General features: G+C 35.3%; 14 protein-coding genes and 1 pseudogene. 9 read left to right on the forward strand and 6 right to left on the reverse strand.

Annotation, left to right across the window (positions count from 1 at the left end; all coding sequences use genetic code 11):
* Positions 1–212: 212 nt before the first annotated feature.
* The gene (locus tag EG849_RS00795; protein ID WP_125011182.1) at positions 213–1,190 is read left to right on the forward strand and encodes a fasciclin domain-containing protein; all 978 of its coding nucleotides are present in this window, start codon (positions 213–215) and stop codon (positions 1,188–1,190) included.
* 133 nt (positions 1,191–1,323) lie between these two features.
* On the opposite strand, the gene EG849_RS00800 is transcribed toward EG849_RS00795, so the two are convergent.
* Positions 1,324–1,659, reverse strand: a complete 336-nt coding sequence (locus EG849_RS00800) for a single-stranded DNA-binding protein (RefSeq protein ID WP_125011183.1) — start codon at positions 1,657–1,659, stop codon at positions 1,324–1,326.
* 186 nt (positions 1,660–1,845) lie between these two features.
* Between EG849_RS00800 and EG849_RS00805 the strand changes: the two genes are divergently transcribed.
* From EG849_RS00805 to EG849_RS00820, 4 genes are all read left to right on the forward strand, one after another.
* Positions 1,846–3,369, forward strand: coding sequence for a carbon-nitrogen hydrolase family protein (locus tag EG849_RS00805; RefSeq protein ID WP_125011184.1), 1,524 nt, complete (start codon positions 1,846–1,848; stop codon positions 3,367–3,369).
* Between the two features lie 267 nt (positions 3,370–3,636).
* Complete coding sequence (locus tag EG849_RS00810; protein WP_125011185.1) at positions 3,637–3,987, forward strand: hypothetical protein; 351 nt, start codon at positions 3,637–3,639, stop codon at positions 3,985–3,987.
* Between the two features lie 25 nt (positions 3,988–4,012).
* Complete coding sequence (locus EG849_RS00815; RefSeq protein WP_233581726.1) at positions 4,013–6,394, forward strand: M28 family peptidase; 2,382 nt, start codon at positions 4,013–4,015, stop codon at positions 6,392–6,394.
* Complete coding sequence (locus EG849_RS00820) at positions 6,381–7,178, forward strand: NAD(P)H-binding protein (RefSeq protein WP_125011186.1); 798 nt, start codon at positions 6,381–6,383, stop codon at positions 7,176–7,178. Before EG849_RS00815 ends, EG849_RS00820 begins: the two co-directional genes overlap by 14 nt.
* 105 nt (positions 7,179–7,283) lie before the next feature.
* On the opposite strand, the gene EG849_RS00825 is transcribed toward EG849_RS00820, so the two are convergent.
* Entirely contained in the window at positions 7,284–9,341 is a 2,058-nt protein-coding gene (locus tag EG849_RS00825; RefSeq protein WP_125011187.1) for a M13 family metallopeptidase, read from the reverse strand.
* 118 nt (positions 9,342–9,459) lie between these two features.
* Here EG849_RS00825 and EG849_RS00830 point away from each other — a divergent pair, with 118 nt between their 5' ends.
* Positions 9,460–10,128: an SCO family protein gene (locus EG849_RS00830; RefSeq protein WP_125011188.1), complete on the forward strand. Its 669-nt coding sequence runs from the start codon at positions 9,460–9,462 to the stop codon at positions 10,126–10,128.
* Between the two features lie 33 nt (positions 10,129–10,161).
* Here EG849_RS00830 and EG849_RS00835 read toward each other — a convergent pair whose 3' ends face one another.
* From EG849_RS00835 to EG849_RS00845, 4 genes and pseudogenes are all read right to left on the reverse strand, one after another.
* Positions 10,162–10,755, reverse strand: coding sequence for a sugar O-acetyltransferase (locus tag EG849_RS00835; protein ID WP_317125173.1), 594 nt, complete (start codon positions 10,753–10,755; stop codon positions 10,162–10,164).
* Between the two features lie 24 nt (positions 10,756–10,779).
* Positions 10,780–11,207: pseudogene (locus EG849_RS16045) on the reverse strand (DUF2461 family protein).
* On the reverse strand, positions 11,182–11,466 hold the full coding sequence (locus tag EG849_RS15800) for a DUF2461 family protein (protein ID WP_233581729.1): 285 nt from the start codon (positions 11,464–11,466) through the stop codon (positions 11,182–11,184). The pseudogene EG849_RS16045 and the gene EG849_RS15800 overlap by 26 nt, the downstream one beginning before the upstream one ends.
* 132 nt (positions 11,467–11,598) lie before the next feature.
* Positions 11,599–12,030: a glycine zipper family protein gene (locus tag EG849_RS00845; RefSeq protein ID WP_125011189.1), complete on the reverse strand. Its 432-nt coding sequence runs from the start codon at positions 12,028–12,030 to the stop codon at positions 11,599–11,601.
* Positions 12,031–12,239: 209 nt separating this feature from the next.
* Between EG849_RS00845 and EG849_RS00850 the strand changes: the two genes are divergently transcribed.
* From EG849_RS00850 to EG849_RS00860, 3 genes are all read left to right on the forward strand, one after another.
* Entirely contained in the window at positions 12,240–12,623 is a 384-nt protein-coding gene (locus EG849_RS00850) for an SPW repeat domain-containing protein (protein ID WP_125011190.1), read from the forward strand.
* Positions 12,624–12,873: 250 nt separating this feature from the next.
* Positions 12,874–13,620 carry a hypothetical protein gene (locus EG849_RS00855; protein ID WP_125011191.1) on the forward strand — a complete coding sequence of 249 codons (747 nt, stop codon included), beginning with the start codon at positions 12,874–12,876 and terminating at the stop codon, positions 13,618–13,620.
* A gap of 217 nt (positions 13,621–13,837) precedes the next feature.
* Complete coding sequence (locus EG849_RS00860; RefSeq protein WP_125011192.1) at positions 13,838–14,068, forward strand: FeoA family protein; 231 nt, start codon at positions 13,838–13,840, stop codon at positions 14,066–14,068.
* Positions 14,069–14,070: the final 2 nt, after the last annotated feature.

Genomic DNA, 14,070 nt, shown 5'->3' on the forward strand with positions numbered 1-14,070 from the left:
TTTATTTTTTATTCTGAGCATTACAATCTTTCCACTTATTTTAAGCACTTAATTTACTGATCACCTAACCTTTTCATGTTCATTTAGTAAGTCAGACAATGTTTCGGCATAAAAAGTGATTAACAATGTTTAATGTTTTCATAATATTGCTAAACAAAATGTATTTTTAGGCTAATTTAGTATTTACAAAAATTAACCATAAAAATAAACACATGAAAAAATTAATCAAAAAAATCAGCATCTTGGCATTAATTGCTTTGCCATTTGTTTCTTGCAGTAGCGATGATGACAGCACCACAACTCCACCAGTTAAAAATACAATTGCTACTATTGCATCAAATAATGCAGACTTAAGCATTTTAGTCCAAGCGCTTCAAAAAACTGATTTAGTTGCCACTTTAGACGGCTCGCAAGAATTTACCGTTTTTGCTCCAACGAATGCTTCTTTTACGGCCTTCTTGCAAGCGAATGGTTTTGCAAATCTTGATGCGGTTCCGACGAATGTTTTAAAAGAAATTTTATTAAACCATGTTGTTGCCGGAGAGCTTACAGCTTCTGCTTTAAATACGGGTTATGTTAAAACCTTAGCAAAAGGAAGTGCTTCTCCAACAAATACATTAAGTCTTTTTGTAAATACTGGTAATGGTGTTGTTCTTAACGGAGGGACTTCAAACAACGGAGGAAGTGTGGTGACAGCTGACGTTCAGGCAAGCAATGGAGTAGTTCATGTAATCAATGGAGTTTTGGCTTTGCCTACCATTGTGAACCATGCGGTTGCAAATCCTAATTTCTCTATTTTAGTACAGGCTTTAACAAGAGAAGACCAACCTGATTTTGCAGGAATTCTTTCAGGTACTGCAAATTCACCTTTTACCGTATTTGCTCCCACAAATGAGGCATTTGTAAATTTATTAGCAGAGTTAAACTTATCAGGTCTAGCTGACGTACCGCAAGAAGTTTTAGAAAACACCTTAAAATACCATGTCGTTACAGGTGCCAATGTATTGTCTACAAACTTAACTGCCGGCAATGTAACTACATTCCAAGGACAAGATATTACAATTGGTTTGACTGGAGGTGCAAAAATTACCGATGCAAACAATAGAATAACAAATATCATTGCAACTGATGTGCAATCCTCAAATGGCGTGATCCACGCAATTGATCAGGTTTTATTGCCCGCATTATAATTGTTGTTAATTAGGTTGTTAATTAGGAAGGCACTGACTATTCAGTGCCTTTTTATGTATACAAAAAAAACCATCTGGGGAAATCAGATGGTTTTTAAATAATCTAAATGGCAAATATAATTATACTACAGTTTTATCTACTTCCTAACAAATTGATTTCATTCACGACAACTTCCGTTATAAATCGCTTTTCTCCGTTTTTGTCGTCATAACTTCGGTGCGTCAGTTTGCCGTCAATGGCAATTTCTTTTCCCTTGCCAACATATTTTTCGATGATTTCAGCCGTTTTTCCCCAAGCCACAATTCGATGCCATTCGGTTTGTTCCACTTTTTCACCTTTTTCATTTCGATAACTTTCGTTGGTAGCGATTGTCAAATTGGCAACTTTCTTTCCTCCTTCAAACATTTTTACTTCTGGATCGTTTCCTACATTTCCAATTAATTGAACTCTGTTTTTTAATGTACTCATGGCGTTTAAATTTTATGTTAGTATTACATTGTTGTTCAAAGCAATAATTGTTTCAAATCAACAGTGCAAAGATGTGGCGGTTTCAAAAAACTATTCGGTTGATATACGTTTACTTTCGGTTGTAATTGATTGTAACCGTTTGCAAACGGAAATTAAATTGCGTAACTTTCAGGAAAATAAAATCTTATGCAAACGGAAATCAATAAAGTAGAACTCCGAAATTTACAGATAGAAGATTACAAACAGCTAAAAAATTCGATGGTAAAAGCCTATTGCGAACTTGACGAGTCGTATTGGGAAGAATCTGAAATTGAAAATTTATTATCCATTTTTCCAGAAGGGCAATTGGTGATTTTGGTCGATGACAAAGTTGTCGGTTCTGCACTTTCCCTTTTAGTAAATTATAAAAAAGCGAGTTCCAATCACACCTATCAAAAAATTACCGGAAACTCGACGTTCTCCACTCATGATCCCGAAGGCGAAGTCTTATATGGAATTGATGTTTTTATAGATCCTGAATACCGCGGATTGCGCTTGGGAAGAAGATTGTATGATGCCCGAAAAGAATTGTGCGAAACCCTAAATTTAAAATCGATCATATTTGCCGGAAGAATTCCAAAATATTCCGAATATGCAGAAGAGATCACGCCAAAACAATATATTGACAAAGTACGGCTGAAAGAATATTACGATCCGGTTTTATCTTTTCAGCTGAGCAATGATTTTCACGTTTTGAAGATTATGAAAAACTATCTTGAAGGCGATGTAAGTTCTCAAGAATATGCGGTTTTACTTGAATGGAACAATATTTATTATGAAAAGAGCCCAAAATTAATCAATGCTCGAAAAAGCGTCATCCGACTGGGATTGGTACAATGGCAGATGCGTCCGTTGGCCAATTTAGAAGCTCTTTTTGAACAGTCAGAATTTTTCGTCGACGTAGTTTCGGGATATGGAAGTGATTTTGTGCTTTTTCCAGAATTATTCATTGCGCCGTTAATGGCCGATTTCAACCATTTGAATGAAGCGGATGCGATTCGAGAAATTTCACATTTCACCGAACCGATTCGAAAAAGATTTCAAGAATTTGCCATTGCTTACAACATCAATATTATCACCGGAAGCATGCCTTACACCGAAGACGGCAACTTATATAATGTAGGTTTTTTGTGCAAGCGCGACGGAACTTCAGAAATGTACACCAAAATTCATATTACGCCTAATGAAGTGCAATATTGGGGAATGAAAGGCGGTTCAGAAATCAAGACTTTTGATACCGACTGCGGAAAAATTGGAATTATGATTTGTTATGATGTTGAGTTTCCAGAAATGTCAAGATTGATGGCCGATGAAGGAATGGAAATTCTTTTCGTTCCGTTTTTAACCGATACGCAAAATGCATACACCCGCGTAAAGCTTTGTGCTCAGGCGCGTGCCATTGAAAACGAGTGTTATGTGGCGATTGCGGGTTGCGTCGGGAATTTGCCGAGAGTCAACAATATGGACATTCAATATGCTCAGGCGGCGGTTTTCACGCCATCTGATTTTGCGTTTCCGAGTAATGGAATCAAGGCCGAAGCGACACCAAATACCGAAATGACGCTGATTGCCGATGTCGATCTTGATATGCTGAAAAAACTGCACGAGCAAGGAAGCGTTCGAATCTTGAAAGACAGAAGACACGATTTATATAAGATTAAAAAGCTGTAATTGAAAAATTTATATATGTTTGTGTAAGAAAAGGAAGTTTAATTTTGATTTTATTTTTTAATCCTTTGAAGTTTTAACACAAAGGTTCAAAAGATATCAAATCAAAAATGACCTTTCTCAAATAGCCCTGATGGTTGCAAACATCCTTTTGTTCTGGGGTTCAGAATAAAAGATAGTGCATACAGCAGGAAAATGGAAAACAAGAACAAAACGACGATTTGCTTCGCCAATTTGCTATGCTCGTGCCACTCCAAAAAAATAAAAATTATGCCAAAATCGTGTTTGGAATGTGAGGAAAAAATAATGGGCCGCGAGGACAAAAAGTTCTGTAGCGATGGCTGTAGAAACGCATATAATAACAAAATAAACAAAGATTCAAATAATTTAATGCGCAACATTAACAACAAGCTGCGCAAAAATTACAGAATTTTATCAGAAATAAATGTGGAAGGAAAAACAAAAACTTCTCGGTCAAAATTATTGAGCAAAGGTTTTGATTTTGAGTTTTTTACAAGCATCTTGCACACCAAAACAGGAAATACCTACTATTTTTTGTACGATCAAGGTTATATGGCCTTGGAAAACGAATATTATGTTTTAGTTAGAAAAGATATTTAATACCACGAAATAATCGAAACGACTAATGAAAAAAAGTTATAATTTTTTAATTTCTGCCTTGCTGAGCGCAGCCATTATTTATGGCGTTTTCTTTTTGATGATGCCCCAAAACGTCAATGAAGAAAACACCCCTTTAACAGAATTTTCGACCAAAAGGGCACTTACGCAAGTGGCAGAAATATCAAAAGAACCTCATTATGTGGGTTCTGACAATCATAAAAAGGTGGGTTCTTATCTTGAAAAAGAACTGCAAGAAATGGGCCTGGAAACTTCTACCCAGGAAGGTTTTTCACTTACCGAATGGGGAAACCTTTCGAAATCAAAAAATATTTTAGCCCGAATTAAAGGTTCAAATTCTTCAAAAGCCGTTATGCTGTTATCTCATTATGACAGCGCGCCACACTCCGCATCGCCTGGCGCGAGCGACGATGCCAGCGGAATTGCAACAATTTTAGAAAGCGTACGTGCTTTTTTAGCCAATAAATCGGCGAACAAAAACGATATCATCATCTTATTTACCGATGGCGAAGAACTGGGCTTAAATGGCGCCGCCCTTTTTGTAACCGAGCATCCATGGGCAAAAGACGTAGGTGTGGTTTTAAACCTCGAAGCGCGCGGCACGGCAGGACCATCGTATATGCTGATGGAAACCAACCAAGGAAATGCGAAAATGGTTCAGGAATTCACGAACGCCAATCCTGGTTTTCCGGTTTCAAATTCTTTGATGTATAGCATTTACAAAATGCTTCCGAATGATACCGATCTGACCGTTTTTAGAGAAGAAGGAAAAATTCAGGGCTTCAATTTTGCTTTTATTGACGATCATTTCAACTATCATACGCAACAAGATGATTTGGCGCATCTGAGCCAAAAAACGTTAAAACACCAAGGAACTTACATCATGCCGCTGTTGCACTATTTTGCCAATGCAAATTTGGCATCGCTTGATTCTGGTGAAGATTATGTCTATTTCAACACGCCTTTTGCTTTTATCAGCTATCCGTTTTCTTGGAATTTGTGGCTCGTTCTAGTGGCCGGAATTCTTTTTATTTTCTTCGTGTTTATCGGAATCGGTAAGAGAACGCTTTCGATCCCAGAAATCGGCCGTGGCTTTATACCTCTTTTTGGATCTCTTTTAATTTCTGGCGCTGTCGCTTTTTTAGGATGGAAAACGCTCAAGGTCTTTTATCCGCAATACCAAGATATTTTACACGGATTCACCTATAACGGACATTCGTATATTGCCTTTTTTACATTTGTCACCTTGGCGGTTTGCTTTGCTTTCTACCAGAAATTTTATTTTGAAAATAAGTCCATGAATTATGCAGTCGCACCCATTTTTCTTTGGATTTTAATCAATATCGGCTTGGCAATTTACCTTCCTGGTGCCGGCTTTTTTATCATTCCGGTTTTCTGCAGCATTCTGATGTTGGCTTATTTTGTGATTACGCAAAAGACCAATTGGCTCCTGAATTTGATTTTAGCGATTCCGGCTTTTATCATTTTGGTTCCTTTTATTGTGATGTTTCCCATTGGTTTGGGTTTAAAAATGCTGGCCGGAAGCGCTGTTCTGGCTGCTTTGGTTTTTGCATTGCTGCTTCCTGTTTTTGGTTATTATCCTAAGAAGGGAAATTGGGCAATGGCAATGCTTTTGATTGCGGCAGGCTTTTTCATCAAAGCGCATTTAGGCGCTCATTATGAAGAAGGAAAAGCCAAGCCAAACAGCTTGGTGTATATCTTTGACAACGATACCCACAAAGGATTGTGGGTGACGTATGACGAAAATTTAGATGCCTGGACCAAGAATTTCTTAGGCGAAAATCCGGGTGATGCCAAATCACTTGAGCCTTATAATTTATTCAGCAAATACAATTCAAAATTTACATATTCTGCTCCTGCTCCCGTTAAAGATTTAGAAGGCCCATCGATTCGATTTTTGCGTGATTCTGTTATTGGAAACCAACGGTATTTGACAATAAAAATCAGTCCGAACCGAAAAGTGAATCGTTATGATATTTTTGCCCACGAAAACTTGACCTTTCATAATTTGAGAACGAATGGCGTAAAACATATCAACCAAAAAGGATCTGCCTTCAAGCGAAATGGCCGAAAAATATTGAGTTATTATGTGACGGACAACGAACCTTTAGAACTTCGATTCAGTGTAGATGCTAAAGCTGTTTTAGATATGGAATTGATGGAAGCTTCTTTTGACCTGATTTCCAATACGATGTTCAGCGTGCCAAAAAGAGAAAACTGGATGATGCCGACACCTTTTGTTTTAAACGATGCCGTTGTGGTAAGACAGAAAATAAAGCCAAGTTTTAAAGAAGAAATTATTCCGGTTCAACTTTCAGACAGCCTGAAGCAAGCACCATTAAATCAAAAAATAAATGTCCAAAATTAGCATTCTCGGCTGTGGCTGGCTAGGCTTGCCGTTGGCAAAATCTTTGTCAGCAAAAAACCACGAATTAAAAACCTCAACGACTTCTCCAGAGAAAATTGAAATGCTGGAGGATTTGGGACTGCATCCTTATTTGATTACAATTTCTGATAGAATTGAAGGCGCTATTTCTGGTTTTTTACATGATGCCGAAATTCTGATTGTGGATATTCCGCCGAAATTAAGAAATGGCAAAAACGAGAATTTTGCCGCAAAAATCAAAAATTTGATTCCAGAAATTGAAAAATCTTCAGTTTCAAAAGTTTTGTTTGTGAGCGCGACTTCGGTATATGATGACGATGAAAGTTTTAGAAATATTACGGAAGAAACCCCAGAAAATCCAGAAACGGAAAGCGGAAAACAGATGTTGGAAGCAGAAAAATTATTATTCAAAAACACTAATTTTCAAACCACCAGTATTCGTTTTGGAGGCCTATACGGAGAAGACAGGCATCCGGTCCATTACTTATCAGGGAAAAGTGGCATTGCAAATCCCGAAGCGCCTATTAACTTAATTGGCTTAAAAGATTGCATCGGAAGCATTGAAAAAATCATAGAAAAAGAAGCTTGGAACGAAGTTTTTAATGTCGTAAATCCAGAGCATCCAAGCCGAAAAGACTATTATAACGGAAAAGCAAAATTATTAGGATTGCCGTTGGTCGGGTTTGATGAAGAGAAAATTGCTGTTGGAAAAATTATTGACAGCTGTAAATTGGAGCGTTTGGGATATGAGTTTGGAAAACTTTAATATTTTTTTTTTCGACTCCTTCATTAGAACGATATAATTGTGAAAATTTAAAAATAAAAAATCCCAAGCTCTCACTTGGGATTTTTTATTATCTATTCAATTCTCTTACCAGATTTTAACTCTTTTTTCAGGATCGATAAACATTTTGTCACCTTTTTTGATATTAAATGCTTCGTAAAAAGCATCCACATTTTGAAGTGGCACGTAAGCTCTGTACATTCCTGGTGAATGCGGATCTGTTTTCACTTGGTTTTTGATTGCTTCGTCTCTGGCTTTAGTTCTCCAGATGGTTGCCCAAGAAATAAAGAAACGTTGTTCTGGTGTGTAACCATCGATCAAGCCTGGGTTTCCGTTTTCTTTTAGATACAATTGCAAACCGTCATAGGCCGCGTTTACACCACCTAAATCTCCGATGTTTTCTCCTAATGTAAATTTACCATCTACAAAAGTTCCTGGCAATGGTTGCAAAGTGCTGTATTGGTCCGCCAAAGCACCACCTAAATCAGTAAATTGTGCCAAATCTTCTGCTGACCACCAGTCAACCAAGTTTCCGTCAGCGTTATATCTTGAACCTGAATCGTCAAAACCGTGAGAGATTTCGTGACCGATTACAGCACCGATGCCGCCATAATTTACGGCTTCGTCAGCTCTGTAATCATAAAACGGAGGTTGTAAAATTGCCGCTGGAAACACAATTTCATTATAAGAAGGGTTAAAATAAGCGTTCACCGTTTGCGGCGACATAAACCATTCGTCTTTGTTAACTGGTTTGTTCAATTTTGTCACATCTTCTTCATAACGCCATTTTGAAAGGTTTTTTGTGTTTTCAAAATAAGTTCCTCCTTTTTCAGGACTTACAATCGTCAATGCTGAATAATCTTTCCACTTATCTGGATATCCAATTTTTACTCTTGATTTACGCAACTTTTCAATAGCACTTGCTTTTGTGGCTTTTGTCATCCAAGGCAACTTATTGATTCTGTTCTCAAAAGCTAAAAATACATTTTTGATCATGCCTTCTGCTTTTACTTTTGCTTCTGGCGGGAATTTTTTAGCTACGTATAACTTTCCTAAAGCTTCCCCAACTGATCCATTTACAGTTTGCAGTGCTCTTTCGTCACGTGGTCTTTGTTTGATAGCACCTGTTAATGTTTTTCCGTAGAAATCAAAATTTGCATTCTCTACCTCTGTTGACAGTAATGAATTTGATTGATTTAACAACGTCCATTTCATATACGCTTTCCAATCAGCCACTTTGTTTTCTTTGAAAATTTGTTCCAAAGCCGTCATGTATTTTGGCTGCGTAACAATTAAAGTATCCAGTTTTGGAAGACCAACACCTGTTAAATACGAATCCCAATTAAATGATGGAACTAATTTCTGCAAGTCAGCAACCGTCATCGGATTGTATGATTTCCTTCTGTCTCTTCTTTCCACCCTGTCCAATCTTGGTTGTGCCATTACTGTTTCAATCGCTACCACTCTTGCCGCATCTTTTTTTGCATCAGCTGGTTTTTCTCCAAGATATTGCAACATTTTTGCCACGTGCAATTCATATTTTGCTTTCTTTTCTTTTGAATCCGCATCATCAGAAACATAATAATCACGATCTGGAAGTCCTAATCTTCCTGGTCCAACTGAAACTACATTTCTATTACTGTTCTTGCTATCAGAACCAATATTTGTTCCGAAGAAACCAATACCGCCATAAGGCTCCATTTCTGTCATCAACGCTTGCATGTCTTTTACATTTTTCACAGCATTGATTTTAGCCAAATAAGGTTTTAGTGGTGTGATACCTTGTTTGTTTCTGGTCACAGTATCCAAGATCGTTTTGTACAAGTTGACTGCTTTTGCCTGATCTGATTTTGGATCTAATTTTTTGTCTGCTTCCGCTTCTTTTAAAATTGCCAAAGCATCTACATCTGTATTTTGACGCAATTCATCAAAACTTCCCCAACGCGTTCTATCACTTGGAATTTCTGTTTGTTTTACCCAAGTTCCGTTTACAAATTGAAAAAAATCATCATTTGGCCTTACACTTTTGTCCATGTATTGCAATTCAATACCATGATTTTTGGATTTCTCCTGAGCATCAGCTCCAATCGACGCTAAAACAAGCGCTGCGATTGAAAGCATACTTTTATTTAATACTACTTTCATGTTGAAATTTTGTTTAGTCACAAATTTAAAAAGTTAATAATGGTATGGAATCAAATTACTGTTAAAAAACAACCTGAATGAATGTTTAGTTCGTAGTTTTGTGGAAAACCCCTTTCAGATGCTTACCTTTTTTAAAAAATATAGGATTTTCTTTATTATCTTTTTCGTTCTTTCTGCAATAATCCTTACTCTTTTTTATTCTGCCTTAAAACCATCAAAAAAGTTAAAAATTTTCAATCCGGCTGATGTGAATCCAGAACTGGTGGATACAACTGTTCAATATGTAAAAAAATACCACACGATCGATGATTTTTCTTTCACCAACCAAAACGGAAAAACAATCACCCAAAAAGATTATGAGGGAAAAATATATGTAGCTGATTTTTTCTTTACAACGTGTCCTTCCATTTGTGTTCCAATGGGTGAAAATATGGCGTGGTTACAAGATCAGATTAAAGACAATCCGAACATAATGTTACTTTCACACACCGTAATGCCTGATATTGACACACCCGAAGTTTTAAAAGCCTACGCTGAAGAAAAAGGTGTTATTGATAGCAAATGGAACTTGGTTACTGGTAAAAAAGAAGACATCTATTTCATTGCCCGAAAATCTTATTTAGCCGTAAAAACCTCAAATTCAAGTGAATTATATGATATGGTTCACACCGAAAATTTTATTTTGGTCGATGCAAAAAAGAGAATTCGCGGTTTTTATGACGGAACTAAATTAGAAGAAGTGAAACGTTTATTAGAAGATATTCGCTTTTTAGATTCTGAAGAATAAAATTTAATTGATTTAAAATTTAGTGTTTCATTTTTAAAACTTTTTATCTTTAAAATAAAACAATTTATCTTCGTCGCTGATTTCTCTCAAAACTTTACACGGATTTCCGACTGCAATCACGTTATCTGGAATATCTTTAGTGACCACACTTCCTGAACCGATAATGGTGTTATTGCCTATCGAAACTCCAGGATTGACAACCACATTTCCTCCAATCCAAACGTTGTTTCCAATCGTTATCGGAAATGCATATTCAATTCCGGTATTTCTCATTTCGGGATGAATTGGATGGCCAGCTGTTAAAATGCTGACATTTGGCGCAAACATCACATTATCGCCAATTTTTACTTCGGCGCAATCTAAAATGGTACAGTTATAATTACTGTAGAAATTTTTTCCAACAGAAATATTATAGCCATAATCACAACGAAATGGGGGTTCGATATAAAATCCTTTTTCTGTTTTGCCGAAGAGTTTTTTTATTATTTCTGATCTAAATTTTAGTTCCTTCGGATGTGAATTATTGAATTCAAAAACCAATTCCTTAGCATTTTGTCTTTCTGTAAAAAGTTCTTTTCCATTCGCCAGATAAGGCTGCCCCGAAATCATTTTTTCTTTTTCTGTCATTATAATTATTTTTTTGGACTCCATTTAAAGCGGATTTCCATTGCCGTCTGTGGTCAATACTTCGCTCATATAATCAAAAAAAGGACGCATATTTTTAAATGCAAGATTTACTTCGTCTGTAAATTTTGGAGCTAAAACTTCTTTATCCGTAAATTTTTTAACCAATATAAATTGCTTGAATCGAAGCAAATCAATCGCTTTGTCATCGGCATTAAACCTTTTGGAGTTGTTTTTAATTGCTCGCCTTGCAGTGATCCAAAAGTAGTTTTAAATTCTTTGCTTTTTAAAATAACTCGCAACTCGCTAGAATCTCGACTGATCTCATCACGAACCCGTTTTAAATCTTCTGTATTTGGCCCAAAAAAAACCTCCAGCAACAAACGTATTTCCGGGTTCAATATGAAAATAATAACCACCTCTTCTTTCTTATGTAGCTCTTGAAAAACCGCCACTCCAGTTGTTTTTATAGGGAATTTTTTCTTTTGAAAATCGGGTATCTCGGTAAATTCTGTGTAAACTTTTTTTACCAGAAGCTGTTTCGATTACATCATGTATGCTTAATTTTTCCAACAATCCATCTGCAAAAGAAACCATTGATTCAAGCTGTTTTTGATATTCGCTTTTATTGGTATCAAACCAGTCTTTATTATTGTTTTCTTTCAGATTTTTTAAAAATACAATGGTTGCTTCAGGAATTATTGGATTTGACATTGACCTTATTTTTTAGTTTGGAAACACGTAAAGCGAAGATACTATTTTAATTTTTTTTAAAATTTAAACACCACAAAAAAAGGGCATTGTATTGCTACAATGCCCAAAATAAACAAATTTATTTTTGATTTATTATTTCTTTTTTCCATCAATGATTGCTCCAGTACCTGCACCAACTGCAGCACCTGCCAAACCACCAATAATTGCGCCTTCTGCTTTTTTCTTAGAAACTGCTGCTCCGGTAATTGCTCCGGCTCCAGCTCCAATCACGGCTCCTTTTGCAGTTCCGCTCCATCCTTTTTTCTTTTGTTCTGCGGTAACTGGCGCCGCATTATTTGCAGAAGCATTTGCAACTCTTTGTGCTGCAGCTGCGTCTTTTTGAGCAATTATGGCATTCATCGAATCTACTGTTTTTTGTTTTGCCAATGCTTCTTTTTCAACTTTCATGACCGCTTTAATCGAATCTAATTCTCTTTGCTGGTCTAATGCCACTTTTTCTGCGGCCGTGTCTCTACAAGATGTAAAAACAAACGCTACAACTGCTATATAAAGTACTCTTTTCATGATATTTCTTTTTAAGATTATAATTTTTAAAGGTAAGCTTATTCAGCACACCGAAGCTTATATTATTCCTTTTTTATATTATAAAAACTAGAGGTACAATGATGCCACTCTTGAATTTGTATAAACAATTTTCTTAATGCTGTAAGACATAACCATTTGATAATCTGCAATTTTGCAATACAATAAAATTTTAAAAAAAGACAGGGATTATGAAGTTGAGAAACAAAAAAAAAATCGAATTACACAATTATGTAGATTATAGTATTGGCGCACTCTTATTATTTTCCCCAACATTATTTTCGTTAGAGTCAAAATCGATTGAAAGCAAAATCATTCTTACTATTGGTTTGTCCGTTATTTTATTGAATTTAATTACGACGCACCGTCTTGGTCTTGCCAAAATTTTAAATAAAAAAGCACACTTAAAAGTTGATTTGTTTCTTGGATGGTTTTTGGCTGTTTCACCGTTTTTATTTGGCTTTTTTGGCACTGTTCTTTTACCGCATTTTTTAATTGGATGCATCCTGATTTTGAATAGTTTTTCACCGCTATCTCAAAAAAAGAAAAAATATTCAAATGCTTTAATAAATTAATTTTTAGAAATTTATTAATATCCATAATGATAAAATAAGCTTAAAAAGTATTTGTGTCTGTTGTTTTTATTCAATTGTTAATAGATTATATTTCTTTCAGTACATGTAATTATCATCTAATTTTTTTTAATTCCTATGTTTATAAACCCAAATAAAACATAAAATAATTCTCACAATTAGTATTATTTGCATATTTGCTCCATCCCCAATTACTTTGGAAACACAATCTTGTAAATAAAAAATTATTCTGATGAAAGAAAAATTACTAACTCTCCTACTTGTATTTACTTCTTTTTTAAGTTTTTCTCAAACGAATAAAGTCATAAAAGGAAATATCAAAAGTGACAATTTTGATTTAAAAGGAATTGAAGTCATCAATCAAACCACTCAAGAAATAACGGTTTCAGATAATTTTGGAAACTTTTCAATCACGGGAAAAGACAAAGATGTACTTGTATTTTATGGCTCTGAATATACTTCCTACAGTCTTACGCTCAACGCAAAAATAATTTCTGAATCTGAAATCAAAGTTTCTTTAGAAAAAAAAGCAATTCAAATCGAAGAGGTCATCATTGAAAGAGAAGATGCTTGGTCAGCAGATTATTTACAACAAATTATAAACAAAAGATACATCAGTGACGGGCAATCTGCAATAAAAAATCAAACAATTTATGAGGGTTCTATCACAGATGGTATGGACATTGTGGCTATTGGGAAAAAAATTGGAAAATTATTTAAAAAGAAAAAAGAAAAAGAAGCAATGCCTGCTTTGCCCTTTACTGATTATGTAACAGCCAGTTTCAACCAACAGTTTTTTGAAGAAACTTTAAAAATAAAACCAGACGAAATGCTTTTATTCTTAGAATTTTGCGAAGCTGACCCAAAATCACAAACGATTTCTGAAACCAACAATACTTTAGCGACTATGGATTTTTTGATTTTAAAAAACAAGGAATTCCAGAAAATCAACCGAATATTAAACGCACAAAAACCATAAAAACCAACTTCCTTAAATCTTAAATATGATCGGTTTGATGAAATGGTCTTATCAAGCATTTTGTATTATATACATATGCTAACTTTAAAACTTTTTAGAAACTAAGTCATTAACTATCGTTTCAGTAAAGACTTTAAGGCTTTTTTAGTATTTCAGCGCCTGATAGCCAAAAATAAAATCCTTACTTTTGCAATCTAAATTCAATCTAAATTAAGACTTGGAAACACTAGCAGAACTCAAAATTGGCCAAAAAGCACTCATCATTGATTTAAATAGTGACAGTATTCCTTTAAAATTGTTGGAAATGGGCTGTCTTCCTGGAAATACCATTGAAATATTACAAGTTGCTCCGCTCGGAGATCCTATTTATATTAATGTAAATGACAGTTTTGTTGCCATAAGAAAAGAGACTGCCCAAGAAATAAGTGTTGAAATTTTGAATTCTTAATT

This window comes from Flavobacterium macacae (assembly GCF_003865365.1).
Taxonomy (GTDB): Bacteria; Bacteroidota; Bacteroidia; order Flavobacteriales; family Flavobacteriaceae; genus Flavobacterium; species Flavobacterium macacae.